At 68.8% G+C, this 25500-nt stretch carries 21 protein-coding genes; 9 read left to right on the top strand and 12 right to left on the bottom strand.

The annotated features are described in order from the left end of the window. Nucleotides 1-10 precede the first annotated feature (10 nt). Nucleotides 11-622: a cob(I)yrinic acid a,c-diamide adenosyltransferase gene (gene cobO, locus RKE40_RS13975; RefSeq protein ID WP_316018843.1), complete on the top strand. Its 612-nt coding sequence runs from the start codon at nucleotides 11-13 to the stop codon at nucleotides 620-622. On the opposite strand, the gene cbiB is transcribed toward cobO, so the two are convergent. Then, the gene (gene cbiB, locus RKE40_RS13970; protein WP_316018842.1) at nucleotides 619-1599 is read right to left on the bottom strand and encodes an adenosylcobinamide-phosphate synthase CbiB; all 981 of its coding nucleotides are present in this window, start codon (nucleotides 1597-1599) and stop codon (nucleotides 619-621) included. The two genes, cobO and cbiB, sit on opposite strands and share 4 nt — an antisense overlap. Here cbiB and cobD point away from each other — a divergent pair. Beyond that, nucleotides 1583-2599, top strand: coding sequence for a threonine-phosphate decarboxylase CobD (gene cobD, locus RKE40_RS13965; RefSeq protein WP_316018841.1), 1017 nt, complete (start codon nucleotides 1583-1585; stop codon nucleotides 2597-2599). The genes cbiB and cobD overlap by 17 nt on opposite strands. A gap of 1 nt (nucleotide 2600) precedes the next feature. On the opposite strand, the gene RKE40_RS13960 is transcribed toward cobD, so the two are convergent. The 4 genes from RKE40_RS13960 to RKE40_RS13945 all read right to left on the bottom strand — a co-directional run bounded on the left by RKE40_RS13960 (nucleotide 2601) and on the right by RKE40_RS13945 (nucleotide 6529). Then, a complete protein-coding gene (locus tag RKE40_RS13960; RefSeq protein WP_316018840.1) occupies nucleotides 2601-3554 on the bottom strand; it encodes a DMT family transporter in 954 nt (317 codons plus the stop codon). Next, nucleotides 3551-4348, bottom strand: coding sequence for an ABC transporter permease (locus RKE40_RS13955; protein WP_316018839.1), 798 nt, complete (start codon nucleotides 4346-4348; stop codon nucleotides 3551-3553). The genes RKE40_RS13960 and RKE40_RS13955 overlap by 4 nt, the downstream gene beginning before the upstream one ends. A gap of 124 nt (nucleotides 4349-4472) precedes the next feature. Further along, the gene (locus tag RKE40_RS13950; RefSeq protein ID WP_316018838.1) at nucleotides 4473-5435 is read right to left on the bottom strand and encodes an ABC transporter substrate-binding protein; all 963 of its coding nucleotides are present in this window, start codon (nucleotides 5433-5435) and stop codon (nucleotides 4473-4475) included. Nucleotides 5436-5536: 101 nt separating this feature from the next. After that, nucleotides 5537-6529: an ABC transporter substrate-binding protein gene (locus tag RKE40_RS13945; protein WP_316018837.1), complete on the bottom strand. Its 993-nt coding sequence runs from the start codon at nucleotides 6527-6529 to the stop codon at nucleotides 5537-5539. Nucleotides 6530-6722: 193 nt separating this feature from the next. On the opposite strand from RKE40_RS13945, the gene RKE40_RS13940 reads away from it, so the two are divergent. Next, nucleotides 6723-7694, top strand: coding sequence for a D-2-hydroxyacid dehydrogenase (locus tag RKE40_RS13940; RefSeq protein WP_316018836.1), 972 nt, complete (start codon nucleotides 6723-6725; stop codon nucleotides 7692-7694). 15 nt (nucleotides 7695-7709) lie between these two features. Here the strand turns inward: RKE40_RS13940 and RKE40_RS13935 are convergent, their stop codons facing one another. The 3 genes from RKE40_RS13935 to RKE40_RS13925 all read right to left on the bottom strand — a co-directional run bounded on the left by RKE40_RS13935 (nucleotide 7710) and on the right by RKE40_RS13925 (nucleotide 10326). Beyond that, nucleotides 7710-8633 (bottom strand): LysR family transcriptional regulator, encoded by a 924-nt coding sequence (locus tag RKE40_RS13935; protein ID WP_316018851.1) that lies wholly within the window; start codon nucleotides 8631-8633, stop codon nucleotides 7710-7712. A gap of 78 nt (nucleotides 8634-8711) precedes the next feature. Next, on the bottom strand, nucleotides 8712-9467 hold the full coding sequence (locus tag RKE40_RS13930; protein ID WP_316018835.1) for an ABC transporter permease: 756 nt from the start codon (nucleotides 9465-9467) through the stop codon (nucleotides 8712-8714). Between the two features lie 4 nt (nucleotides 9468-9471). Then, nucleotides 9472-10326, bottom strand: coding sequence for an ABC transporter ATP-binding protein (locus RKE40_RS13925; protein ID WP_316018834.1), 855 nt, complete (start codon nucleotides 10324-10326; stop codon nucleotides 9472-9474). Between the two features lie 307 nt (nucleotides 10327-10633). Between RKE40_RS13925 and RKE40_RS13920 the strand changes: the two genes are divergently transcribed. Beyond that, entirely contained in the window at nucleotides 10634-11122 is a 489-nt protein-coding gene (locus RKE40_RS13920; RefSeq protein WP_316018833.1) for a MarR family winged helix-turn-helix transcriptional regulator, read from the top strand. A 31-nt stretch (nucleotides 11123-11153) separates the two neighbouring features. On the opposite strand, the gene RKE40_RS13915 is transcribed toward RKE40_RS13920, so the two are convergent. Beyond that, a complete protein-coding gene (locus tag RKE40_RS13915) occupies nucleotides 11154-12170 on the bottom strand; it encodes a hypothetical protein (protein WP_316018832.1) in 1017 nt (338 codons plus the stop codon). Nucleotides 12171-12432: 262 nt separating this feature from the next. Here RKE40_RS13915 and RKE40_RS13910 point away from each other — a divergent pair, with 262 nt between their 5' ends. The 5 genes from RKE40_RS13910 (at nucleotide 12433) to RKE40_RS13890 (ending at nucleotide 17869) form a co-directional block, all read left to right on the top strand. Next, complete coding sequence (locus RKE40_RS13910; RefSeq protein ID WP_316018831.1) at nucleotides 12433-13032, top strand: OmpA family protein; 600 nt, start codon at nucleotides 12433-12435, stop codon at nucleotides 13030-13032. A 50-nt stretch (nucleotides 13033-13082) separates the two neighbouring features. Next, nucleotides 13083-14009 (top strand): hypothetical protein, encoded by a 927-nt coding sequence (locus RKE40_RS13905; RefSeq protein ID WP_316018830.1) that lies wholly within the window; start codon nucleotides 13083-13085, stop codon nucleotides 14007-14009. Between the two features lie 195 nt (nucleotides 14010-14204). Continuing rightward, nucleotides 14205-15758 carry a hypothetical protein gene (locus tag RKE40_RS13900; RefSeq protein ID WP_316018829.1) on the top strand — a complete coding sequence of 518 codons (1554 nt, stop codon included), beginning with the start codon at nucleotides 14205-14207 and terminating at the stop codon, nucleotides 15756-15758. Next, on the top strand, nucleotides 15755-16312 hold the full coding sequence (locus RKE40_RS13895; protein ID WP_316018828.1) for a hypothetical protein: 558 nt from the start codon (nucleotides 15755-15757) through the stop codon (nucleotides 16310-16312). The genes RKE40_RS13900 and RKE40_RS13895 overlap by 4 nt, the downstream gene beginning before the upstream one ends. A gap of 75 nt (nucleotides 16313-16387) precedes the next feature. After that, on the top strand, nucleotides 16388-17869 hold the full coding sequence (locus RKE40_RS13890; protein WP_316018827.1) for a hypothetical protein: 1482 nt from the start codon (nucleotides 16388-16390) through the stop codon (nucleotides 17867-17869). Between the two features lie 330 nt (nucleotides 17870-18199). On the opposite strand, the gene RKE40_RS13885 is transcribed toward RKE40_RS13890, so the two are convergent. From RKE40_RS13885 to RKE40_RS13875, 3 genes are read right to left on the bottom strand one after another with little or no spacing between them, the layout of a single operon-like run. Beyond that, nucleotides 18200-21238 carry a hypothetical protein gene (locus RKE40_RS13885; protein WP_316018826.1) on the bottom strand — a complete coding sequence of 1013 codons (3039 nt, stop codon included), beginning with the start codon at nucleotides 21236-21238 and terminating at the stop codon, nucleotides 18200-18202. Continuing rightward, a complete protein-coding gene (locus RKE40_RS13880) occupies nucleotides 21235-23892 on the bottom strand; it encodes a penicillin-binding transpeptidase domain-containing protein (protein WP_316018825.1) in 2658 nt (885 codons plus the stop codon). The genes RKE40_RS13885 and RKE40_RS13880 overlap by 4 nt, the downstream gene beginning before the upstream one ends. Continuing rightward, a complete protein-coding gene (locus tag RKE40_RS13875) occupies nucleotides 23889-25379 on the bottom strand; it encodes a hypothetical protein (protein ID WP_316018824.1) in 1491 nt (496 codons plus the stop codon). Before RKE40_RS13875 ends, RKE40_RS13880 begins: the two co-directional genes overlap by 4 nt. Between the last annotated feature and the right edge of the window lie 121 nt (nucleotides 25380-25500).

Genomic DNA, 25500 nt, shown 5'->3' with positions numbered 1-25500 from the left:
GAGAAAAGCCATGACGATCGATGACGGCGAAGCCGCCCGCCACAAGGCGAAGATGGAGAAGCGCAAGGCGGTCCAGGACGCCGAGGTCGCCGGCAAGACGCTGGAAAAGGGCCTGCTGATCGTCAATACGGGGCCCGGCAAGGGCAAGTCGACCGCCGCTTTCGGCCTGATCCTGCGGGCGCTCGGCCATGGCTGGCGCATCGGCGTCGTCCAGTTCATCAAGGGCGCCTGGTCGACCGGCGAGCGCAAGGCGCTGGACGCCTTCGGCGATCAGGTCTCCTGGCATTCCATGGGTGAGGGTTTCACCTGGGAGACGCAGGACAAGGCGCGCGACATCGCCGCCGCGACGCGCGCCTTCGAGAAGGCCAGGGAATTGATGGCTGACGAGAGCATCCGGCTCCTGGTGCTGGACGAGCTCAATATCGCCCTGCGCTACGACTACCTGCCGCTCGCCGAGGTCGTGGCGGTACTGCAGGCGCGCCGGCCCGATCTCCACATCGTCGTCACCGGTCGCAACGCCAAGCCGGAGCTGATCGAGGCCGCCGATCTCGTCACCGAGATGACGCTGGTGAAGCACCACTTCGCCGCCGGCGTGAAGGCGCAGGAGGGGATCGAGTTCTAGAGGACGATGGCGGCAAGGCTTCCAAGCCCCGCCAGCCCCCAGAGCAGCAGACAGGCGCGGCGATAGAGGGCAAGAGCCCGTCTGATGTCCGCTGCCGTCGCCTCGGCCTGGCCGTCGCCCATCCAGCCATCCTCGACCCTGACGGCGCCATAGAAGCGCGGCCCGGCGAGCCTGAGGCCGAGCGCTCCGGCCATCGCCGCCTCCGGCCAGCCGGCATTGGGCGAGCGGTGGCGCCTCGCATCGCGGCGCACGGCGCGCCAGGCGGCGAAAGCATCGGCCTGCCGGTCCAGTGCCGCCGCGACGATCAGCAGCAGCGCGGTCAGCCGGGAGGCCGGCAGGTTGACGAGATCGTCGAGACGGGCCGCCGCCCAGCCGAAGGCGAGATGACGCGGCGATTTATGGCCGATCATCGAATCGGCGGTGTTGATCGCCTTGTAGAGCGCTCCGCCCGGCAACCCGCCGACACCGAGCCAGAAGGCCGGCGCGACGATTCCGTCCGAAAAATTCTCGGACAGGCTCTCGATCGCGGCCCGCGCCACGCCGGCCTCGTCGAGACTCTCCGGATTCCGTCCGACGATCATCGCGACCGCCTTGCGCCCGCCCGGCAGTCCGCCATTCTCGAGACCTTCGGCGACGGCGGCGACATGTTCGTAGAGGCTGCGCTGCGCCAGCAATGTCGAGGCCAGCAAAGCGAGTGGCAGCAGCGCAAAGGCTCCGGCCAGGCGGCAGAGCCAGACCAGGGCAAGGCTCGCCGCCAGCGTCACGCAGAGCAGGATGGCGAGCGCGACGATGCCGGCGAGGCGCCTTGCGGCGAAGGCGGCGCTCTCGCGGTTCAGCCCTCGGTCCAGCGATGCGATCAGCGCCCCGATCCAGGTGACGGGATGGCCGATCCATGCGTACAAGCGCGCCGGATAGCCGAGCGCCGCTTCGATCAGCAGGGCGGCGAGGAGCAGCGGCAAGGTGTCGGGGAAGATCATGGCGGACGGGGCTGGGGCGGGAGAGGCGATCTGGCATGGCGGCGATCTCGCCACGGCCAAGGCGCTGTTTCCCGATGCGCCGGAGCCCTGGATCGATCTCTCGACCGGTATCAATCCCTTCCCCTATCCGCTTCCGGCGCTGCCGTTAAGCCTGTGGCAGCGACTGCCCGGCGCGCGCGAAGAGGCGGCGCTGCTGGCGGCCGCGCGCGCCGCCTATCGCGTTCGTCCGGAAAGCGGCGTGGTCGCAGCCCCCGGCACGCAGATCCTGATCGAGCTCTTGCCGCGCCTCGTCCCGCAGGCGCGCGTCGCGGTGCTCGGGCCGACCTATGGCGAGCACGCGCTGGCCTGGCGCAAGGCCGGCTGCGAGGTCCGCGAGATCGCCGATCTCGCGGAGGCCGACGGGGCGGATGTCGTGGTCGTGGTCAATCCCAACAATCCCGATGGCCGCGCCCTCGGCCTTGCGGCGCTGACGGCCGTGGCGGGCAGTCTTGCAGCGCGCGGTGGCCTGCTGGTGATCGACGAGGCCTTCGCCGATTTCCAGCCCGGCATCAGCCTCGTTCCGGCGCTGCCGCCAGGCGCTTTGGTGCTGCGCTCCTTCGGCAAGGCCTATGGGCTGGCGGGCTTGCGGCTCGGTTTCGCGATCGGCGAGGCGAGGCATGTCGAGGCCCTGCGCGCCATGCTCGGCCCCTGGGCTGTGGCGGGACCCGCACTCGAAATCGGCGCGCAGGCGCTCGCCGATGCCGGCTGGCTCGCGGCGCAGGAGCGGGAGCGGGGCGATGATGCGCGCCGGCTCGACGCTTTGCTCGCCAGGCGTGGTCGCGTCGTCGGCGGCACGGCGCTCTATCGCCTGCTCGAGACGCCCGATGCGCCGCAGCTCTTCGCGCGGCTCGGGCGCGCCGGCATCTATGTCAGGCGCTTTCAGTCCGATCCGTCGCGCCTGCGCTTCGGCTTGCCCGGCGACGAGGCGGGATGGGTGCGGCTGGCCGAGGTGCTCGCCTGATTCAGGCTGATTTTGCCGCGGGCGGGCGCGTCACGATCAGGATGCCGACGACGACGAGCGCGAAGCCGAGGGCGTGATAGAGCGCGAGTCTCTCGCCAAGGAAGAGTGTCGCGAGCACGGCGCTGAAGATCGGCAAGAGGTGCATGAACATGCCGGTCCGGCCGGGGCCGAGCACCGCGACCGAGCGGTTCCAGAAGATATAGGCCAGGATCGAGGGGAAGATCGCGAGATAGAGGATCGTTCCGGCGCTGGCCGCGTCGAGCGTGAAGCCGCCGAGGTTCCGATACTCCCAGGCGACGAGCGGCAGGTGGAACAGGACGCCGAAGCCGACGGTGATGCCGAGCAGCGCTATCGGCTCGAGCCCGAGCGGCCGCCAGCGGATCAGCACCGTGTAGAGCGCCCAGAAGCTCATCCCGCCGAGCACGAGCAGGTCGCCGGGATTGGGCGAGAAGCTGCGCAGCGCCGCAAGATCGCCGCGGGCGATCACCACGGCCGCGCCTGCCAGCGAGACCGCGATGCCGAGGATCTGCCGGGGCGCCAGCCTTTGCTTCAGGATCAGGAAGGCGAGCAGGAAGGTCGCGATCGGCAGGAGCGAGTTGACCAGCGCTGCGTTGACCACGGTGGTGTGGTGCAGCGCCGCGTAGACGAAGCAGTTGAAGGCGGTGACGCCGATCCCGCCGAGCAGAGCGAGGAAAGGCAGGTTCGCCCTGATGCGCGGCCATTGCGCCCGGATCGCCGGCAGGCAGAAGGGCAGCAGGATCGCGAGCGCCACCGCCCAGCGCCAGAACGACATCTGGAAGGGCGGGATCGCGTCCCGCATCGCCCGGGCGAGCAGGAAATTGCCGGAAAAGAACAGCGGCGGCAGCGCCGCCAGCCACCAGGCCGAGGCCGGGATCGCCGGGCTCCCGGCAGGGATGGTCTTGGCAGCGCCAGTCTTGGCAGGTGTCGTGGTCAAGCCTTCACCGTCCGCAGCTCCGTATAGCGGCCGAGCCAGACATTGATGCCGACGGCCAGCATGAAGACGATCAGCAGCAGTGCGTACATCTTCGGCATGTTGAAGGTCGCATAGGTCTGGATCACGGCATAGCCGAGTCCCTGATTGGCGAGCTTGGTCTCGGCCAGCAGGGTCCCGATGATGGCGACGCCGAGGCCGATCCTGATGCCGTTGATCACCGGCGCCCGCATCGCCGGCAGGTAGATCTTCGAGACCATCTGCAGCGAGGTCAGGCGAAAGCTGAGGCCGACGCGGATCAGCACCTTGTCGATCTCGCGCATGCCGCCGGCGACGCTGATGGCGACCGGAAAGAAACAGGAGAGCGCCCCCATCGCCACTTTCGAGCCGGGCCCGACGCCGAACCACATGATCAGGATCGGGAAGAAGATGATCTTCGGCGTCGGCCCGAGATAGTGCAGGAAGGGCTCATAGGCCTGCGCCAGGAAGCGGCTGCGCCCGAGCGCCATGCCGGTCAGGATGCCCGCCCCTCCGCCGATCAGGGTCGCCAGCGCGACCTCCCCGGCGGTGACGCCGAGATCGGCATAGAAGCGCCGGTCGAGCAGGATCAGCCCGAGCTCGCGCAGAATGCGGACCAGCGAGGGAACGACGTCCTTGTAGAGCAGTCCCGACTGCGCCATCGCCTCCCAGAGCAGCAGCACGGTTCCGATGATGGCGAGGCGCGTCATCAGAACGGCGCGCGCTTCGCTGTTGGCAACGCCCGAGGGCGAGATTGGCGTCGTGGCCGTCATCGTCATGGGGCGCCCAACCTCCGCTCTTCCTGCCGTCGGATCGGTTTGATCGACATTGCCGTCATTCCGGCGCTGCGCTGCTTCGCGCCGGCCGGAATGACGCGGAAGGCTTGCTGCCGCAGATGCATCCTCAGCGCGGCGGGATCTGGATCAGCTCGGAAAGCTGTTCCTTGGTCAGCGGCTGCGCGGTGTATTTCAGCGTCACCGCGTCCGGCACGATCGTCTCCAGGCCGACGATCTTGTCGGGGTCGATCGCCGTCTTCGGGAAGAACTCGTCGCGGGTGCGCTTGGCGATCGCCTCTGGGATGCCGACGAAATCGGCATAGTGCTTCAGCGCCGCCGGGTCGGAGTACATGGCGTCGACGGTCTCGCGATACGCCTTCATGAAGCGCTCGAGCACCGGCTTCTTCGCCTGCATCGTCGCGGTGTTGGTGACAAGCAGGCGAACCGTCTGGCTCTTGAAGGCCTGGGTGTCGTTGCCGGTCGCGATGACGCGGATCTCGCCCTTGTCGAGCTGCTGCAGGCCGAAAGGCGGCGCCGACCAGCCGACATCGATCTGGCCGGACATCACCTGCGTCAGCGTCGCCGCCGGGCCGCCGGTCGCAGTCGGGCGCGGCTTGATGTTGTTTTCCTTGATGTAGGCGTTGACCACGCCATGGGTCGAGGAGCCGTTGGTGGAATAGGCGACGGTCTTGCCCTCGAAATCCTTCAGCGTCTTGATCGGCGAATCCGCCTTCACATACCAGAACAGGTCCTGGCCGCCGGTGGTCTCGGCCCCGATGATCCGGATCGGCGCACCCTTCGAATAGGCGCCGAGCGCGCCCATGATGCCGACCGCGACGCCGATGTCGACGCTGTTGGAGAGCACCGCCTGTTGGGTCTCGCCGCCGCCCTGGGTGTAGAGCATTTCGAGCTCGAGCCCGTGCTTCTTGAAGATGCCGAGCCTGGTGCCGACCTCGGAGACCGAGGTGTCCCAGTTGCCGCGCTGGCCGATGGCGAGCTTGAGCTTGTCCTGCGCCGCCGCCGGCAGGGCCATGCCGGCGGCGAGGCCGAAGGCGGCGAGCGCCAGCCCCAATTGCCTGATCTTGGTCATTCCATCCTCCCTCTGTCGCATCGTCGGGCGATGCTTTTTGGATCGGCTCTCGCGCTCACCGCTCTGTCGGCGGCCTGCGGGCGCGCGCGCCGCATGCGAAATCAGATCTTGAACCCCTCCAGCGTCGCGGGATGGAACAGCTCCTCGATGCGAAGCTGCCGTGCCGAAAGGCCCTGCCGGTGGTGGGCCTTGAGGAAAGCATCCAGCACATGCCGGTTCGGCGCAACGCCATAGGACCAGAAGTCCTCGCCGAGCAGTGCGCGCGCGCCCTGCAACTGCTCCTCGACGAAGGGCAGGGTGATCTTGGTGGCCGAGGTGTCGGAAAGCCTGACCAGCGCCAGCTTCTTGGATTGTTCGAAGGCTTTGAGCAGGGCCGCCGGCAGCCAGGGCTGCGCCTCGGCGATGGTCTTGCGCACGCCGAGCACATGCATGATCGGGAAGATGCCGGTGCGGCGGAAATAGTCGCCGGCGGCAGCCGTCGGATCGGGGAACAGGCGGCCGACCTGCGGGTGGCCCTCGTCGAAGCAGGACGGCGCGCGCGGCCCGATGAAACCGTCGATCTCGCCGGCCATCAGCATGGCATTGAGCGAACGGTCCTCCGGCGCCTGCTCGATGCGGATATCGGCCGGTAGCTCGACCTTGATCTTCTCGGGACGGCCCGGTTGCTCGATGCCGCCGCGCACCCAGATCACGTCGGAGGGCTTCACGCCATAATCCTGCTCCAGCATGTCGCGGATCCAGACGCAGGCGGTGAGCTGATATTCCGGGCAGCCGATCCGTCGCCCCTTGAGATCTTCGGGTTTCTCGATGCCGCGATCCTTGCGGACGAGGATGCCGGTATGGCGAAAGGCGCGGGAGAGGAAGGCCGGCACGCCGACATAAGGGTTCGTGCCCTGCGCCGTCTTGACGGTGAAGCTCGACAGCGAAGCCTCGCAGACATCGAACTCGGCATGGCGGAAGGCGCGGAAGAAGATCTCCTCCGGCGCCAGCGTCATGAACACCGGATCGACGCCGTCGATCTGGACGGCGCCGTCGATCAGCGGGCGGTTGCGGTCATAGTCGCCGATGGCGACGGACAGGCGCAGTTTCGACAAGCCATCCTCCCGGCGCGGGCTTCGCGAGCGCCCGTCATTTTGGCCAGAATGCCGCCGGCGGCCGGAGGCGACAAAGACTTCCGCTGGCTGTCTGGGAGACGCTGCCGATATGGCGGGAGGTTATGGCGACGGGGGTAGGATCGCAGGCTATCGTCGCAGCCTGTCGTGATTCTGATACCCCGGAGAAGATGACATGCAGCCTTGGCCGAAGCAGAACGCCCTGACCATCGGCTTCGGCCACGCCGCCTATCAGCTCCGGGACGAGTACCTGGCCCGGAACAGGCAGGCGACGAGCTTCGAGGTCCGCACCGTCGACGAGCTGAAGGCGCGGGCGCACGAGGCCGATGTGCTCGTCGTTTCCGGCCTCTGGCGCAACGAGATGCTCGATCTCGCCGGCAAGCTGCGCTTCATCCAGTCGGTCAGCGCCGGCACCGACCAGTTCGACAAGCAGCGTCTCGCCGCCGGCGGCATCCGCCTCGCAAGCGGCCAGGGCAGCAATGAGCGTGCCGTCGCCGAGCATGCGATGTCGCTGATCCTGGCCCTGGCACGCCAGCTCCATCTCGCGCGCGACAACCAGACCAGGCACTTCTGGCGGCCGATGATCGGCGATCGCAGCCGTCGCGAGGACGAGCTCGGCGGCAAGACGCTTGTCGTGGTCGGCCTCGGCCGCATCGGTTTGCGGCTCTCGGCCCTGGCCGGTGCCTTCGGTATGCGCGTCATCGGCGTGCGCCGGCGTGCTGGCAGCGAACCGGGGATCGAGAAGATCGTGCCGCCTGCCGAGCTCGCGAGCGTGATGGCCGCGGCCGATATCGTCGCGCTGACCTGCCCGCTCACCCCTGAGACCGAGGGGCTGATCGATGCCGCTGCTCTAGCCGCGATGAAGCCCTCGGCCTTCCTGATCAATGTCGCGCGCGGCCGCGTCGTCGACGAGGCGGCGCTGATCGCGGCCCTGGCCGCGGGGCGCCTCGCCGGCGCCGGCATCGACTGCGTCCATGAGGAGCCGCTGCCGGCGGATTCGCCGCTCTGGACCTTCCCCAACGTGCTGGTCACGCCGCACAGCGCCGGCGAGACCCGCGCCTATGAGGGCAATATCGTCGACATGCTGCTGGAGAACCTCGGACGGCTCGAGCGCGGCGAGGCGCAGCTTTTCAATCAGGTGGTGTGAGCGGAAGCGCCCGGCCTAGCCGATGCGCCTCGCGAGCGGGCCGAGCGACTCCAGCAGGTGCTCCGTCACCGTGCCGAGGAAGCGCTCCATCGCCTCGTTCTGGCGCGAGGCCTGGCCGCCGGCGGCGCGCACGAGGTAGAGCGTGCGCTTGATCGGCTGGTCGACGATGCGCCGGCCGATCAGCTTGCCGGCCTTCAGCTCCTCGATCGCCGTGCCATAGGGCATGATGCTCGCTGCCGCGCCGCGCACCACCAGCGTGCGCATCGCCGGGATCGACTGCGCTTCGTAGAGGATGCTGAGCGGCAGCGCGAAGCGCTCGGCGGCCTGCTTCAGCAGCTTCTGAACCTGGTCGCGCTCGCCGGCCTGGACGAGCTCGTGGCTGAGCGCCTCGGCGAGCGTGATCGTCTCCGGCACGGCGTCCGGGCCCGGCGCAGTGGCGAAGAGCAGTTCCTCTTCGAGGATCGGCCGGCGCTCGATCCCCGGCCGCTCCTCGACGCCGTAGGCGAAGGCGATGTTGACCTCGCCCCGCTCCAGCGCCTGGACCAGGACATGGCTCAGTTCCTCGACCAGGCTGAGCGAGATCGCGGGAATCTCGTTCTTGGCGTCGACCAGGAGGTCCGGCCCGATCTGCAGCATGATGCTCGGGGTCAGGCCGAGGACCAGCGTTTCCTGTTCGCTGCCGGACAATGCGCGGACGTCGCGGCGCGCTTCCTCGACATCCTGCAGGATGCGTGTCGCCCGCTCGAGCAGGAGCTTTCCGGCCGCGGTCAGCACGACGCCGCGCGAATGCCGCAGCAGCAGCTCCGTCTTCAGGTCCTGTTCGAGCTGGCGGATCTGCAGGCCCAGTGCCGGCTGCGCGACATTGAGCTGTTCTGCCGCCCGCGTGATGTTGCCGACCTCGGCGATCCTGACGAAGTAGCGGAGCTGGCGGAGATTGATCGGGACCTCCCGGATAGCGTTGGCGGCGCGGGCACTATGCTGCCTGCCATCGGTGCCAACAAGCCCGTGCCGACGCGGCTACTGCACCGGCCGGAACCAGCGCTCCATCCGTTCCAGCGCGGCGAAGATCACGACGCTGACCAGGATCACGAAGATGATCGTCGCGAACATGCCGGGCAGGTCGTAGCGCTCGGCGAGATCGTTGATCAGCTGGCCGAGCCCGCCGAAATTGATCAGGAACTCGACGCCGATCAGGTTGATCAGGGCGAAGATCAGCCCGAGCCGTACGCCGACGAAGATGGTCGGCACTGCCGCCGGCAGCAGGATCATGCGAAATTGCTGCGCGGGCGTCAGATTATAGCTGCGCCCGACATTGATCAGGCTTTTCCTGACGCCGTTCAGCCCTTCCAGCGTCTTCAGGATCACGGGGCCAAGCCCGGCAACGAAGCCCATGGCGACGATGGTCGCGGCGCTGCGCCCGAAGATCACGAGAAAGAGCGGGTAGGCGAGCACGATGGGCGCCGCCGCGACGGCCGCGACCCAGGGCTCTGTCGCGAGCCTCAAGGTTCGGAAGCGGTAGAGCAGCATGCCGAGCCCGATGCCGACGATCGCGACCAGCACGCTCGCGGTCAGGGCTTCCGCGCCGGTGAGGAGCAGCCGCCGCGCCAGCTCCTCCTCGCTGAACAGGCGCCCGAAGCTGCCGAACACGGCCGAGGGCAGGGGGATGACGAATTGGTTCAGGACCTGCAGGCGCAGCAGGATCTCGACCACGCCGAGGACGAGGCCTAGCGTGGCGAGACCAAAGGCGATGGGCGGGATGCGGGTCAGGAACACGGCGTCAGCGTCCCGCGCGGCCGAGCGCGCCCTTTTCCGATTCCGCCATGCCGCGCGACGCTTCCTCGCGCAGATCGTTCCAGATCTCGGCGACATAGCGGCCGAAGGCATCGCTGCCGACGACATCGCCGCGCCGCGGCCGCGGCAGGCGGATATCGACGATGCGTTTCACCTTGCCCGGCCGGAAACTCATGATCACCACCCGGTCGGAGAGCTGCACGGCTTCGGTGATGTTGTGCGTGATCAGCAGGGTGGTCTGCTTGAGATCCTGCTGGATGTTCAAGACCTTGTCGCCGAGCAGGAGCCGCGTCTGCTCGTCGAGCGCCGCAAAGGGCTCGTCCATCAGCAGGATCTTCGGTTCGAAGACCAAAGTGCGGGCGATGGCGACGCGCTGGCGCATGCCGCCCGAAAGCTCGGCCGGATAGCGCTGCTCGAAGCCGGCGAGCCCGACCATGTCGATGAACTTGCGCGCCGTCGCGTAGCGTTGGGCTTTGGCGACGCCCTTCACCTCGAGCGGAAAGGCGACATTGTCGATCACCGTGCGCCAGGGAAAGGTCGATTCCTCCTGGAAGACCATGCCGATCGCCGGATGCGGGCCGCTGACCGTCTCGCCCGCGACCGAGACCGTGCCGTCATAGCCGCTGACCAGGCCGCCGAGGATGTTGAACAGGGTCGACTTGCCGCAGCCGGACGGGCCGATGATCGAGACGAACTCGCCGCGTTCGATCGACAGCGAAACCCGATCGACCGCGGTGATCGTGCCCTCCCGGGTCTGGAAGCGCATGGTGACGTCGTCGAGGACGAGGTCGTTGGTCGTCTGGCTCGAGGCCAGTCGCAGCCTGGCAGTCGAGGCAGCCATCTCGGTCCCGTCTCCTTGCGTTTCGCCGGTCATCGCGGCGCCCGCCGCCCACGCCGATGCGGGCGGTTCCGGAGCGGCGTGGCGTCAGTGGCCGTCGGCAACGGCGGCATCGTTTCATCCCCTCGTGGCCGCTCGTGGCGAATGGCGGCCGATCTTGGCAGAAGCCTAGCGAGCGCGGGGCCTGCGGGTCCAAGACTATCTTGGTTGACCTCGCCAAACTTTTGACGAGGGGCTGGCCAGATGGGCGCTCGCCGGCGCATCGGCTATAGTTGGGCGGCGCAATGTCGCGCGCGGGGACGATTCGCGCATGGCCGAACCGAATGACGGCGCCGGGGACGAGCCGGAGCTGCCCCTTGCGACCAGTGTTGGCTACCAGCTGCGCATGGCGCACCGCGCCTCACAGCGTTACCTGCAGGAGCGGATCGAGCCGCACGGCGTCACCCTCGGCATGTGGTACTTCCTGCGCGTGCTCTGGCAGGAGGATGGGCTGACCCAGCGCGAGCTCTCGCGCCGGATCGGCACGATGGAGCCGACGACGCTGAGCGCCATCGCCGGCATGGAAAAGAGCGGTCTCGTCGTACGCGAGCGCAACGCCGTCGACCGCCGCAAGCTGCACGTCTGGCTGACACCGAAGGGCCGGGCGCTGAAGGCCCAGCTCCTGCCGCTCGCGGTCGGCGTCGTCGAAAAGGCGACGGAGGGCTTCTCCCCCGAGGATCGCGAGCGCTTCCTGACCTATCTCGGGATGGTCCAGCGCAATCTCGCCGAACCCCGCTCCCAGGCTTCGGCAGAGGAATGAACGCGGCGGCCATTGGCTGCCGCGACCTCATTCACCAGCGCGGGCGCGGGCCATAGGAACCGTCGCAGCCGACCAGCGGTCCGCCGGGATAATAGTCGTCGATGATGATGTCGGGCAGCGGGCAGCCGCGGCGGCGCGCGGCCTGGCGCTTCGGCGCCTGGTAGCTGTCGCGCTCGACCATCGCGGTGCGGGCGACCGGACGCGGCGGAGCGGCAGGCATGTCGAGTGCGGGGACCTCGGGACGGGCGGCGCGGGCGCGCTGCGGCGCGGGCACCGGAGCTGCGGCGGGCCGCTCCTCGCTCAGGCGGGGCCGCGGTGCGGGAAGCGGTACGGCGGTGACCTCGTTGCTCTGCTTGTCCGCGGTGTTCGGCGAAGAAGCCGCGATGATGACGTCCTCGGAGGTGGCGCGAACCAGCTTCGAGACGCCGGTGTCGAGGGCGACGGTGCGGAACGGCGTGTTGCCGCAGCCGCCGCAGCGGCTGGGGTCGAGCGGCACGAGGTCGACACGGACCTTGCCGTCATCGGCGCTCTGGCCTTCGCCGGCGGCGCGCGCCGCGATCATGATCTGGGCGGCTTCCTCGAGCTGTTGCTCGATCAGCGCGGTGCGCAGGCCGCGTGCCCGGCGATAATTGACGACCTCGTCGCCGCCGGAAACCAGGATCGCGAAGGGAGCGCCCTTCGGCACATTGCCGCGTAACTCGTTGCGCAGGCGGCCGACGGCGCGCTGCGCCTCGGGGGTGACCTCCCAGCTGCCCGGCGCGAAGGGGATCGCGCCCGTCGTCATGATCTCGCGGGCCGCCTGGACGACGCCGATGGTGACGGTGCGGCCCGAGAATTCGAGGCGCAGCGACTGCGGGCGCTCCGCGATCTTCGGCGCGCCGGCGGGGGCCGTCTCAGTAAAGCTCGGCATCTGGCTGGCGGCGGCGCCGTCGCGGTCAGGCTGGGCCAGCGCGGCGCCGGCCGAAACGAGGATGGCGAGGGCGGCGACGGCGAGGCACTTGCGGCTCTCGCTGCGGATCGCGGTGACGATGTCGGTCTGGAAGCCCATTTCGGGTCTCCTCATGAAAGTGGCGAGCACGTTGCCGGGTCCTTGGCCGGCTTTGGGCTGCTTTCGCAGGCGAGGCCTGCGACCCGATCATTCGAGACCTTCTTCCCCTGCCTCGTCGAGAAAAATCACGGCATTCGCGAAAACGCAGCTGAAGCGTGCAAGGTTCGGGCAATGCCGATGCGGCGCCCGGCCCTCCAAGGGCTGGCCGTGGCACTGGCGAGGCAATATGACTATACGGCAAGGCAACACGGGGGAACCGATCGTGAAGATCGCAGATAATCACCACGAGAGCATCGAGCTTGATCAGAACATGACGCGCCGGACACTGGGCGGATTGTTCGCGGCTCTGCCTTTGCTGGCCTCCGTGCCCGCGCTGGCACAGACTGATCAGGCGGCTACCAGCATTCTGCGCTCGCTCGCTCCCCATGATCGCAGCCCCGGCCGGCGCAGCGCGCCGGTCACCCGTCGCGTCCGTACCCGCTCCTCCGGCGTGGTGCAGGAGATCGAGATCGATCTGAGCCGCCGCGTCGAGGTCACGGTCTTCTTCGCCAACGATTCCGCCGCCCTGCGCCCGGGCGCACAGCAGGCGCTGGCGCGCCTGGCGGTGGCGCTGCGCGATCCGATCCTCGCCGATCAGCGCTTCCTGATCGCCGGCCATACCAGCCAGGACGGCGACTACGACTATAATGTCGCCCTGTCCCAGGATCGTGCGGCTTCGGTCACCAACTGGCTGATGGGTTATGGCGGTGTCGACGGCAACCGGCTGCAGGCCCATGGCTTCGGCCCGGACATGCTGCGCAACCCGCGCAACCCCTTCTCGCCGGTCAATCGCCGCGTCGAAGTCATCGCCATCACCGGCTGACGTGCCGGTCGCCTTATCGCTTCAACCGCCTGCCTCCAGGGGTAACCACCATGGCCTTCTTCAAGCGTCTCATGCTCGGCTTCGCCCTGCTGCTCTCCTTCGCAGCCGCCGCCAGCGCCCAGTCCACGAATTCCCGCATCAACCTCCTGGTGATGTCGGATGATGCCGATCCCGATACGGTGCCGCGCAACAACCGCATCTTCAACCGGGTGCAGCTCCAGCTCTCGGAGTATCTCAACACCCGCGGCTTCCAGGTCTATGACGAGACCAGCCTGGCCCTCGGCATCACGCCGACCGGCCGTGTCCGCCGCCGCGACGCCGAGCTGATCGAGATCGCCCGTTCGGTTTCGACGCCGATTGACGCCATGGTGGTCTATCAGATCTACGCTTCGGCGCGCCGCTCGGTCGCGGCCGACATCCGCTTCCCCGAGATCCGCATCGCCGGCCGCGTCCTGAACGTGCGCAGCGGCCAATTCATCGCGGCCTTCGAGGTCGGCGGCTTCCAGCTGCCGGCGCTGCCCAATCCCTGCGGCGCCGAATGCCTGCTCGAGACCGTCGGCACCCATTCCCGCGTGCTGGCGACCGATCTCGGCGCCGCCATCGCCCTGAAGCTCGAGGGCTTCGCCCGTCAGCCCGGCGTCGCTGCCGGCGGCGGCAAGGATGGTGTCGGCGGTGGTGTCGCCGTGGCCCAGGGCGATGGCTGCGCCAACCTGCCCACCGACTTCGAGATCCAGCTGCGCGAGTTCACGACCTCCGAAGTCGACCGGATCGAGAGCGAGTTCGTGCGCTGGGGTTGCTATCGCAGCCACCGCACCGTGCGGATGACCGGCAACTCGGCCGACTTCTTCTACAGCACCTCTTCGGACTCGGCTCGCCTGACCCGCAATTTCCGTCTGATGATGGAACTGGTCGGTCTCAACGGCCAGATCACCTTCACCGGTAATCGCCTGACCGTGAGCAAGGTCTCGACCCGCTGACAATTTGACTGAAAATAGCGGCCGGGTAACCATTATTGCCGGCGCGGCTATACGAAGATGCCACCCGGTCGACAGGTGCCGGGTGGCTTGTTATTTTAAATGTGGCAGAAATTAGCATTGTGGACGGCGCAGGCGGAAGGGCTGGGTTTCCGCTCCTGATGATCGTGTCCGATGCTGGATGCGGGCAATTTGCAAATGGATTGGGGCATCGACCCGGCACGGGTCGCGGAGATCGGCACCATTGCCTCTTCGCGCCGTTTCTCCGCCCGGGACACTGAGAAGTTCGTTCTTGCGATCACTGGTGGCGGCTCGGAAAATGCCGACCTGCCGCTCTGGGACATGCTGCAGGTGCTGTTCGCACTGGGGGCATTGACCGCCGGGCCGCGCATGCCGGCACGCGACGCCGCGATCGGCTGCCTGCTGGACGAGAGCGGCATCCTGCTCCGGCCGCTGCGGCAGGAGAAGCCTGTCGGCGCCGAGCTGGCCGGCGCCTCGATCGAGGCCTCCGCCACCGAGGTCGTCCTGTCCTACGGCGCCGGCAAGACCCGCTCCTTCTCCTGGAGCCGGGTGCGGCGGGCGCTGGGGCTGGCCGACTTCCTGTTCGCGGCCGAGGCGGATGATCGCTCGGAGGGGGGGCTCGCGGCGCTGCGCAGCGCGCTCGACGCGGTCTTCGCCCTCGCGGTCTTCGACGAGGACGGGCTGAAGCGGGCGGTGCAGGAGCCGGCGCGCTTCATGCGGGCGTGGCGCAGGCGGCATCTGCCGCTGCTCGCCTTCGCCGACCTGATCCGCCAGCGCGAGGCTTTCCTCAACGCCAGCGGCCGGCGCGAGCGCCAGCGCGAATTCGATCCCGACGACCTCGTCTCGCTCTGGAGCTTCGCCTTGCTGCACGGCGAGACCTGGAGCTTTGCGCGCTTCGCCGAGCGCTTCAGCGCGCTGATCCGCGAGGAGCGTTCCAGTGTCGGTCGCCGCGACTTCATGGCGCCGGCCTCGATGGACAGCCTGATGGCGCGCCAGCCCTCCGAGAACCCGGAGGAAGCGCTGATCGCCTGGCTCGACCACCAGGCGGTCCTCGGCGAGCTCGAGCCCGAGGATATTGACGAGGAGGACGACGACGAGCCCGAGGAGGAGGATGAGGACGGCGTGGTGCGCGAGCGTGTCTACGCCGCGCTGATGCGCCTGCCCGCTGATCCGAAATTCCTCAACAAGGAGGAACGCGAATCCGTCGGCCGGGCGCTCGCCTTGCTGCCGATCGCCCATGAGCAGCCGTTGACGCTGGCGCGCTCTCGGGCGGTGGCACCCTGGGAGAACCGGCTGGTCGAGGCCAGCCGCCGCGTCGCAGGCTCCAATCGCGGGCAGGTCGACCAGACCCCCGACCCGTTCGACTATCCCGGCATCGCCCAGGCGTTGGGCGCGCTCGGCAAGCGCTTCGACGAATTGTTGCTGATCGGCGTTGCGCTCGAGGCGCTCGAAGGGCCCGCCAATGCGGCGGTCCTGGCCGAGGGACAGAAGGTTCTGCGGCGCTGGCGCCATGATCGCGCCAGTTTCCGGATCGACGATGCGAAACTGGCACTGATCTTCGCAAGGCATGGGGGAGCACTGAGAACCGTTGCAGGAGCCCTGCAGCGGATCGTCAGGCAACAAAGGCGCTTCGGAGAATCCGCGGACCTGGCTGCCCAGGCCGCACTCGACGAGGCGCGCTTCACCGAAGTGTTTTCGCAGCGCTATCAGGGGCGGGTGAAACGGCCATGACAGATTTCGCTACCCAGGGTCCGAGCGAGGAAGATCCGCGCATCGGACGTGCCGCCGCCCGGCTGGTTCTGGCCGCGCTTGCCAGCACCGAGGCGGAGGAGACTGCGGCTGCGAGCATCAGCCGAGCCGATCTCTGGGCTCATGCCCGCCGGGTCCAGGGCGATCCTGTGAATTTCGCCGCCGAGCGCGCCATCCGCACCGATCCCGAGGCGGCAAGGCTCTATCGCCGACTGCTGTCCTTCCAGGCGGTGGCGCGCAGCGAGCTCGCCGCCGCCGCCTACGACAGCAGCGCGACGCACCGGCGCATCGGTTCCTTCGAGCTCGACGTGATCGAGGAGGACGACGCCCCGCCGGCGCTCGTCATCCAGTGCCTGTCGGACTCGGTGCCGGCCCCGACCATGATCGAAGTGGTCTCGATCGAGGGCGTTGTCCGCCTGTCCCTGCCGGCGCCGGTCGACAAGCACATCGTCATCGACCTGCCGCGCCAGGACGCCGAGCGCGATCTGCTGCGATTGATGCTCGCCAACCCGCTCGCGGGCGTTTATCTGCTGTAACGTCAAGTATACGCCGCTTGGAGGCGGCGAGGACGGCTTGGCTTCCGCAGCGGCAGAGTCTGGCGAGAGAGGGAAATGGCTTCAGGAGAACAGAACGTCAGGCGTTCCGGCGTCTTCGTCGTCGTGCCCACCACCGACCAGCCCATCGTCCTGAAGAAGCTCGCCTGGTCGGCCCGCGTGCCGGTCTCGCGGGTCGTGCTCGCGACCGAGAGCTCGGAAGTGTGCGAGCCCTGGAGCACGCAGTACAGCAATCTGCTGCGGCCCGGGGAACCCTTGCGCCAGATTCTAGGCCTGCCCGATGGCGGGAGCTATCGCCTTGCCGCGTCTGGTGCGATCGATCAGGGCAAGAGCTGGATGGTGCCGACGCTGGCTGCGCATTGCGCGCTCGCCCATGGCGAGGCGGTGACGCACAAGGCCTCAGAAGCCAGGTTGCTGATCTGGGGCACCGGTGCGATCGACCTCTCCGTCGCCGATACCGCCGCCGAGGCGCGAGTCACCCAGCAGGAATACCATCTCACCACGAAGATCGACCGCTCTCGGCACCTCTTCGCCGATGCCGAGCATGGCGCGACCCCGGTTCTCGCGCTGGTGCCGCATGGCGACGAGGCCGAGCGTGCCGCCGGCATCCTTGGCAAGATTCTCGGCAACCAGCCGCATCATATCGCGATCGTCGCTTCGCTTGCCGACATCGTCGCCCCGATCGAGCTCTATCTGCGCTCGGGCTCGTTCCAGCCGCAGATGGCGGCACCGGAGCCGGAAAGGCCCACGGCCCCGGTCTCCGCCTCGATGGCCCTGAAGCCATTCAAGCCCGAGCCGGCAGAGCAGCCGCCCGAGCCGCAGGCGCCGCGCGCGGCCGAGCCGCCGCCGCAGACGATCGCTCAGCCGCACCCAGCCGATGAAGCACCTCCCATGGCGGATATGGCGCCACGCTCGCGGCGTTCGGTGCTCGGCGAGGAAGCCTCGCGGCCTTCCTCGTCGCGCCTGCCGGTCATCGCAGCCGCGGCCGTGGTCCTGCTCGCGGGCGGTGCCGGCGCGGCCTGGTATGCGCTGCGCGATCCCGGGCCGAGCGGGTCCGATCAGGGGCCGCCGACCCTGACCCTGTCGACCCCTTCGACCGGCGCGAGCGGGCAGAGCAGGCCGAGCCAGCCCCAGTCGCAGCCTGCACAGCAGCAGAGCGCGGCGGTTCAGAACAACGCGCCGGCGGCCGCCTCCGGGCCGGCCCTGGCGCGGCTGGTGATGCTGTCGCCTCCGTCCGGCAGCAGCTGCGATGCGCAGATCTACGAACTGAGCCCGCGCTATAGCGAGAGCGCGGTCGAGGTCGCCGAGGCGGCCAGCATCCAGATCGATGGCCAGGAGATCTGCGGCTTGGCCTTGGAGCCGGTCGCGCCCGCCAAGGGCAAGTTCCAGCCCGGTACCGGCCCTGCCGTCGTCGCCTCGAAATCGAGCGCCACGCGCCTCGTCTTCAACCCCACGGCGATCCGCAGCGGCATCACGGCCTTTCCGGTGATCCGGATCGAGGAGCCGAAGCCGCTCGCCATCGAGATCAAGCGCCGCTAGAGCATTTTCAGGCGAAGTGGGTACCAGTTCGCCTGAGGAAAGTGCGATAAAACAAAGGATTAGAGCATTTCCGCAATTCGCGGAATGGCGGAAATGCTCTAGGCGCCGCGCCTCCGTTCTGACGCGGTCACAGCGACCTATCGCATTCGGAGTTTTTCGAAGAGCGGCTTCCGCTTTTCGCTCCGTTGCCATGAGCCGGTCCGGTTCACGACGCCCGCACCCGGCCCGCGCATCTGCGACCTGCGTCATCCGAGCGCCGCCGGTCGCCTCATCTCGCGCAAATCGCTGCTGCAGCCACCCGCGTCAGCCGGAGCGATGGCGCAGGGGGCGTTACAGCCCCGCCCGCGTCAGCCCGCGCCACAGACCCCAGGGCGGCGGATCATTGGTCGGCGAGAGCTGGCGGATCGCGGCGAGGCGCCCGGCGATCAGCGCGATCGCGATCGAGGGCAGCGCCATCAGCATGTGATGCGAGGTCGCAGCCGCGATGAAGGTCATCGGCTGGCCCATCACCGGCAAGAGGCCGAGCGCATTGCCCCAGGAAATGCTCCAGTGCAGCGCGAAGATGGTGACGATGCCGACCAGGATGATCGCCATGCCTTTGTTGGCGCCTTCCTGAGCCGAGCCCATGGCACGCTCGCGCATCAATCCGACGGCGAGCGTCAGCAGGCCGAAGGCGGTGACGACCTGCGCCGCCAGCAGGGCAAGGCCTGCAGGCAGGCCGAAACGGACCATCATGAAGGTGGCGATGAAGTCGTTCTGGACCACCGGCACACGCACGAGGTCGCTGACGGTGAAGCGGCTCGCCGTCTCGTCGACGATCTCGCTCTTGCGCTCGGCGATCGGCGTCGCGCGTGCTCCCGGTAGCATGGCGCAGAGCGAGACCGGCGAGGGCGGTAATTCGTCGAGCGCCCGGCGGACTTCCGGCGGCGTCTTGTCGAGGCCGAGATCGAGCCGCGCCAGCGTACAGGGCATCTCGGCGAGCGCCACCTTCGACTGCAGCAATTGGAAGCCGAGATCGCGATGGATCACGTCGGGATTGCGGGTCTCGCCGGCAGCGGCGCTACGCAGCTTGGCGTGGTCGAGATCGTACCAGGTCAGGAGGCGTTCGGCAGGGACGCGGAAGGCGCCGCCGCGGGCCTTCTCGAGCACGTCGATCGCCGCCAGCCGCTCCTTCGGCAGGTTCCACTGGCCGGAGATCGCATAGGTGACGAGGCCCGGGAAGGCGTAGATCAGCGCGGCGTTGATGCCGAGCAGGATCACCAGCACCAGCGCCAGCACGCCGCCGCGCGGCCAGCCGAGCTTGCGGACCTTGCGCTGCGGCGCATCGGCCCGGCGCAGGAAGACGCGGGTGATCTCGAACAGGCGCTTCAGCGTGCTCGGCAGCAGGAAGGCGAAGGCGAGCACCACGGTGGTGATGATGATGATCAGCGCCGGGGAATAGTCGCTCTTCAGGAACGGGATCGCGGTCAGGAACAGGATGAAGACCAGCACCGTCGCCAGGCTGACGCCGAGCCAGGAGATGTAGTGGCGCTGGTTGTAGAAGAAGTCGATCCGCGAAAAGCCGAGGAAGATATGCGCCAGCACCAGGACGAGCGCGATCTTGCCGAGTTCGACCGGCTGGAAGCCGGCGACGCCGGTTTCGGTGCCGAGCACGCCCCAGGCGACGAAGGCGACCAGGATCAGGAAGGCGGGAATCGCGCGCAGCAGCTGGTCCTTGAAGCCGACTCCCATGAAGAACGAGCGCGGCAGGGCGGCGATGGCGCGTTGCGGCTGCAGGGCAACGACCACCGCGACGACCGGGATCAGGTCGAAGAACAGCAGCTTGTTCTTCTCGGCATGGATGGTGAAGTCGGTCTTCTCGGCGTCGATGCCGAGGGCCAGCAGGGTCAGGCTGCCGAGGCAGCACAGGCCGAGCAGGCCCAGCCAAGCGACGCGCATCGGCGTGGTGAAGCGCGGCCCGACCATCAGCAGGAGGCAGGCGATGGCATAAGCCAGGATGGTGGCGTGCAGCGCGCCTTCATAGGAGATCGAGGCGCCGCCCAGCCGAGACAGTTCCGGCGCCAGCACCAGCATCGTCGTCGCGGCGATGAAGCCGGTGGCGCCGAGCGCGCCGACCAACCTGACCAGGATGGCGCTGCGCCGGAAGGCGCTGGCCTGATGCATGGCCGACAGGATGCCGAAGGCGGCGAGGCCCAGCGTCAGCACAAGGCGCACGATCCGCTCGACGCCGTTGAGCGAACTCAGCGGATTTCCGATCTCCGCACCGGACATCGGCTGACGCGGCGGTGTGATCACCGGCCTGACGCTTTCCGTCGTCGAGGCCTCGCGCAGTTGCTCGGCATCGGCGGGGTCGAAGCGGTGGGTCTTGCTGAGCGGGGTCAGCCGCAGCGGCAGGCGCCCGCCGGCTTCCTCCCCGATATCGACCGCATAGCGCGTACGCCCGATGATCAGATGGCTGAGCCGAGCAGGTCCCTCGGGATCGAGCTCCCAGGCGATGTCGCCGAAATCGGTGACGCGCTGGTTGCCGCGGGCAAAGACCACCGGCGGGCGCGGGGCGTCGACCGCGTCGCCCGGCGCCAGGAAGAAGCCGCCGCCACGCGCCACGATGGTCAGCGCCTTGAAGGGCAGGGCGCCGGCGGCGACATGCGCCTCCTCCCTCACAGTGCAGGTCAGGCGTCCGCCGATCTGGACGATCCGGTCCTCGCCGCGCTCGTCGGTGGCGATCATGCCGGTGACGACCTCGCGGATGCGGTCGGCGGTGCTGCGCGGCTGGCAGACCGGCAGGGCATTGCCGTCGAGCCGCAAGGTCGAGACCGGACCGGTGCGCTGCACCGTCAGCTTGCGGCCGGGGCCAGGCTTGCTGGCCTCCGTCAGGGTCAGCTGCAGATTGCCCGGGCTGGCCTCGTCGACCGTGATCGCCAGCGCCCCGGCGGCGATGCGGTCGCCGGGCTGGAAACGCCAGCGCGACGAGAAGCTGCCCGAGCCATTGGCATAGTCGAGCCAGAGCCGACGGCTGTTGGCGACATTGCGGATGTTGACCCGCCCGTCGGGTAGGCGGGTGAAGGCGACATGGCGCGTCTCGGCGGAATCGAAGCGCTGCGGCTGCAGCAGCTCGCGCCGGCCGATCGCGACGGTTTCGCCGCGTGCCAAGGCGAGATCGAGCCGCTCGAGGCTGACCACCGGCCGCGCCGTCTCGATCAGGTAGCTGGTGTTGTGCCACCAGAAGCCGAGCACGGCGAGGCAGGCGGCGAGCAGGACGAGGCCGGTCACCGCGCCGCCGGTGGAGCCGAGGCGGATGCGCGGCAGGCGGAAAGGGCGGAGTTGGAGCCAGCGGCCGAAGAGCTGGCGCAATGCGGTCGTCTCGCTCACTTCTTGTCTCCGAGCGCGGCGACCTTGCCGAGCAGCCCGGCCATCAGCCGGCCGCAGGCACGTCCGCCGGTTTCCCGCGTATGCGAGACCAGGCAGGTGAAGGCGACGCGCTTCCTGCCGGCGACATCGTTCATCCAGCCGGCGAACCAGGCCGAGTTCATGCCGTCGGTGGTGTCGGCGGTGCCGGTCTTGCCGAAGATGCGGCGCCTGATCTCCGGCGGCAGGCTCGCCATCACGCCGGCGGCGGTGCCGCCCGGCGAGTTGACCACGCCGAACAGGCCGCGCTGGGCACCGTCGAGGAAGGGTTCGGCCTGGCGCGGGTCCATGCCGGGGATCACAGGCTCGCCCTCGTTGGGTTGCGGCGTCTCGGCGACGTCGCCGACCGGCTTGAGCACGCGCGGGCGGATCACCTTGCGGGCGCCGAGGGAGCCATAGATCGAAGCCATCGCGATCGGGGTGGCGCGCACGCCCTGGCCGTAGGAGTTCGTCACGAGGTCGATGCGGCGGGCGTTGCGCTTGTCCTCGACCGCGAGGTCGAGCGCCTCGCCCGTCAGGCGCTGCGCGCCCGGCACGATGCCGCGGGTCAGGTCGACACCGGGCTGGGCGAGCTGACCGGGCTGGGTGATCGGGTAGAGGTGCTCGGTCATGCGGGCGAGGACCGTGCCGGTGCGGGCCAGGACCGTGCTCGGCCTGCCGCCGACCTTACTGCCGTCCATGGTCAGCGCCACGCCGGCGAACCACAGGTTCGACGACTTGATCAGGGCCTCGCAGAAGCCGATCTGCGCGCCGCGTCCGCCGTCGGGGCAACCGGTCTGCGACGGCGCCAGGATGCCGACATTGAAGCCCGCGCCGCCATAGTTGGCGATCTGCACGCCGTCGACGTTGAGCGTTCCGCCGCCGGGGATGCCGAAGATCTGCGCCTGCTGCGCCGGCGGCGTGCGGCCCATGATGATGTCGGCGAGGCGCGGTTGCTCCTTCAGGGCGAGGATGCCGGCAAGGCCGGTGACCAGCTTGAAGGTCGAGCCCGGCATGGTGTGGACGTCGCCGGCGCGCCAGCCATGGCCGGCGAGTGGGCTATCGCTATCGCGGCCGGTCGAAAGCGCCTGGATGTCCCAGCTATGCATGCCCGGCACGAAATCCGGCCAGCTCGCCATGCCGAGCACGGCGCCGGGCTCGTCGCCGGCATCCATCAGCAGCACGACGGCGCGGCCATCGCCCTGGTCTGGCGGCTCCTGCTCGGGCGCGAGGTTGACCGGCAGCGGGCCGGGCTTGCGCGGGCGCTTGCCGCGGGCGATGCGCTCGCCCATCTGCGTGTAGACCGCTTCCTGCACCAGCTTCTGCAGGCGTGGCTCGATGGTCAGGACGAGGTTCTCGCGGGTCCGGGCCCGGCCCAGCGCGGCGGAGAGCGAGCCGACATCGCCGGCGCCATAGCCGATCATCGCGGTCAGGCCGAGCTCGTCGACGATCGGCAGCGGCACGCCATTGGCGTCGAGCGCCGGCGTGCCGTCGGCGAAGGCGAGCGCCCGGCCGGCGCCGCTGCGCCTCTGGGTTACGGCGCCGCGCCAGCCGAGCTCGCAGACCAGCTTGGCCTTGGCGCGTTCGCAATCGGCCTCGATATGCGAGGAGCGCCAGAGCTTGACCTTGCCGTCCTCAGCCTGCACCCCGGTGCCGCCGAGGATCTCGCGGGCCCGCGGCGGCACGGCGCGCACCGGCGAACCTTCGACCGTGATCTCGGTCTCGCGCCGGCGCTGGCCGGTGATGGTGAAGCGCCAGCCATGCGGCAGACCCTGCGCCGCCTCCTCGACGCAGGTCGCGAATTCGTCGCTGTCGGAGCAGATGCGCTCGGCGGCGATGCTCATCCCGGCGAGGCGCACGGTCTGCTGGTCGCGCTTGGGGTCGAGATTGGCCCGCTCATTGCCGACGACGATGCGACTCGGCTCCAGGATCATGTCGACGGTGATGCGTCGGCTGCCCGCCGGCAGGCGGGAGGACAGGGCGAGGCGGTCGTCGCGCTCGCGCAGGGGGCCGAACAGCGCCCAGTCCGAGAGCTGGTTGGCGCGGCGGGTGGCGAAATCGGAGAAGTCGCGCGGCGGCGGCACCGCATTCGGCATCACGTTGAGCGGCGCGGCGAGATCGGTGGTCTGGGCGACGCGGGCGGTCCAGCTCGAGGGCCGGCAGCCGGCCGGCACCACCGGCAGGCTCAGCGGCGTGCCGTCGGCGCAGCGCCGGTCGGGCGCGCGGTCGTCACGGGCGGCGGCGATCAGGAAGGAGTTGTTCCAGGCCAGCATCTCGGAACGGATCTGCTGGCCGGCCGGCAGGTTGCAGAGCCGGTCGAGCAGGGTGCGCGAGAATTCCTTGGTGCCCTGCGGCGTCGGCAAGGTCAGCGACGGATCGTACAGCGCTTCGCAGGGCTGCGAGCGGATCGTCGGTCCGGCCGGGTCGAGCCAGATGAGGCCGGTCGAGACGGCCTGCGCGAACAGGTCCTCGTTCGAGCGGCTGGTTTCGGTGAAGTCGGGCTGCTTGATCCAGGCCCGGCTGGCGGCGAGCTCGCCGATCAGCCCGCCCGAGAGCCAGAGGAAGCCGGCGATGGTGACGAGCCCGACGGCAAGTGCGACCATGCTGCGCTTGAGGCCGCGGAAGAGCGGATGGCTCATGGCGTCGCCCCCCGAAGCTCCACCACAAGCGGCCCGAGCACGAAGGGGCCGTTGGCGGGGATGGTGCAGGTGCCGGCCGGCTGCGCCTTGCGGTCGCCGAGGATCCAGATGTCGCCGGCCGATTGTACCGCAACGCCCCCCGGCACCGCGGCGATGAAGCCGACCGGGTTGTGATCATAGAGATTGTCGAGGCGCTCGACCACGCCGGAGCCGAATTGCACCCGCACGGCCTCGCCGAGCCAGTCGAAGCTGCCATAGCCGCGCGAGGACTGGTCGGGGCCGAAGGCGATCGCGGTCTGCTCGCGCGGTAGCGCGATATAGCCGAGCTCGCCTTCCTCCAGCATCAGCACCGAGCGGCGGCGATTGTCGAAGCCGATGCTCTCGGCCCGGAACTCGCCGCCGGCGCGGCTGTAGCGCAGCTCGCGGCGGTCATAGCGGCGCGCGTCGCGCCCCTGCACCACGATGCTGTCGCGCGGCGCGAGCATCGCCGAGGACATCAGTCGCCCGCCATGGCTGCGCTCGACCCAGTAGCGCGCCATGCGCCGGCCGCCGAAATTCTCGGGGATGGCGAGGCCGAGCACGGCAAGGTGCGGGCCCCTGGGCGGCTGCTGGTGCAGGCGGCAGGGCCGGCGGTCGAGGATGACGTCGACCATGCCGAGCGAGACGCGGCCGGTCTGCGGGCGGATGCCGAGAATCTCGAAGCGGGCATCGATGCCGCCCTGCATCGGCGTCGCCAGCGTCTCGACCTGGATCGCCTGTGCCCGTGCCTCCGGCGTTTGGGGCAGGGCGGTGAGCAGCGGCAGGCCGCCGGCCTCGCGCGCCGAGGAATCGACCGGGTAGCGGCCGAGGAAGAAGATCGTCCCGGCCGGCAGGTCGGGATGGACGGCCGGGGTCAGCATCTCGCTGCGCGAGAAGGCGAAGCGCGACTGGCCGGGATAGAGCCCGCCGGCGGTGTTGGCACCGATGATAGGCTGGCCGATGGCGATATCGGCGTTCTGCTTGATGATCACCTCGCCATGCGGGAGCAGCCCGCCCTGCGGCGGCGCGTGCACGCCATGGCCGAAATAGACCGCGACCGGGGCCGCTGCGTGCATGCTCTGCTCGACATGGATGGTGACGCCAATATCGGGGTCGATCACGTCGCGGAAGCGCTGCTCGATCCGGTCGGCGAGGAACCGGCCGAGCTCTTGTGCGCCTGGCAAGGCTTCGGCGGTCAGCACCACGATCGAGGTGAAGGGGATGTCGATCGGCTGCGGCCCGCTGCCGCCGTCGATCAGAGCGATGCCGCGATTGCGATCGATCAGGTCTTCCAGCGAGAGGCGCGCATCCTTGGTCGGCTGTCCCGCCTGGGTCAGGGCGAAGACCGGCTTGCGCCAGAGGTTCTCGATGCCCGGCATAGCCTCGCCCGGCTCGCCGGCGACCGCGCGCAGGCAGGTCAGCCTGCGGGGATCATGCATCACCAGGTCCATCAGGTCGGGCAGGGCCATGGCATCAGCTCACTTGGCGTCGGGAAAGGCTGCGGAAAAGGCTGGAAACGGGTGGAAGCGCAGCGCGGGAGCGAGGCCAGCTCGTCCTTGCTGCCGTCAGAGCGGTTTTCGCAGCGGGGAG

The organism is Allobosea rubneri, assembly GCF_032464875.1.
In the GTDB taxonomy this organism is placed as follows: Bacteria; Pseudomonadota; Alphaproteobacteria; order Rhizobiales; family Beijerinckiaceae; genus Allobosea; species Allobosea rubneri.
Note: the sequence above shows the minus strand (reverse complement) of the source record. Positions and strands in the feature narration are given on the sequence as shown.

Excerpts from the sequence above, each read along its gene's own strand:
- RKE40_RS13915 (WP_316018832.1), bottom strand. The coding sequence starts at position 12,170 with ATGGGCTTCCAGACCGACATCGTCACCGCGATCCGCAGCGAGAGCCGC.
- cbiB (WP_316018842.1), bottom strand. The coding sequence starts at position 1,599 with ATGATCTTCCCCGACACCTTGCCGCTGCTCCTCGCCGCCCTGCTGATC.
- RKE40_RS13920 (WP_316018833.1), top strand. The coding sequence starts at position 10,634 with ATGGCCGAACCGAATGACGGCGCCGGGGACGAGCCGGAGCTGCCCCTT.
- RKE40_RS13875 (WP_316018824.1), bottom strand. The coding sequence starts at position 25,379 with ATGGCCCTGCCCGACCTGATGGACCTGGTGATGCATGATCCCCGCAGG.
- RKE40_RS13900 (WP_316018829.1), top strand. The coding sequence starts at position 14,205 with ATGGATTGGGGCATCGACCCGGCACGGGTCGCGGAGATCGGCACCATT.
- RKE40_RS13890 (WP_316018827.1), top strand. The coding sequence starts at position 16,388 with ATGGCTTCAGGAGAACAGAACGTCAGGCGTTCCGGCGTCTTCGTCGTC.
- RKE40_RS13880 (WP_316018825.1), bottom strand. The coding sequence starts at position 23,892 with ATGAGCCATCCGCTCTTCCGCGGCCTCAAGCGCAGCATGGTCGCACTT.
- RKE40_RS13905 (WP_316018830.1), top strand. The coding sequence starts at position 13,083 with ATGGCCTTCTTCAAGCGTCTCATGCTCGGCTTCGCCCTGCTGCTCTCC.
- cobO (WP_316018843.1), top strand. The coding sequence starts at position 11 with ATGACGATCGATGACGGCGAAGCCGCCCGCCACAAGGCGAAGATGGAG.
- RKE40_RS13895 (WP_316018828.1), top strand. The coding sequence starts at position 15,755 with ATGACAGATTTCGCTACCCAGGGTCCGAGCGAGGAAGATCCGCGCATC.
- RKE40_RS13925 (WP_316018834.1), bottom strand. The coding sequence starts at position 10,326 with ATGGCTGCCTCGACTGCCAGGCTGCGACTGGCCTCGAGCCAGACGACC.
- RKE40_RS13950 (WP_316018838.1), bottom strand. The coding sequence starts at position 5,435 with ATGACCAAGATCAGGCAATTGGGGCTGGCGCTCGCCGCCTTCGGCCTC.
- RKE40_RS13955 (WP_316018839.1), bottom strand. The coding sequence starts at position 4,348 with ATGACGATGACGGCCACGACGCCAATCTCGCCCTCGGGCGTTGCCAAC.
- RKE40_RS13940 (WP_316018836.1), top strand. The coding sequence starts at position 6,723 with ATGCAGCCTTGGCCGAAGCAGAACGCCCTGACCATCGGCTTCGGCCAC.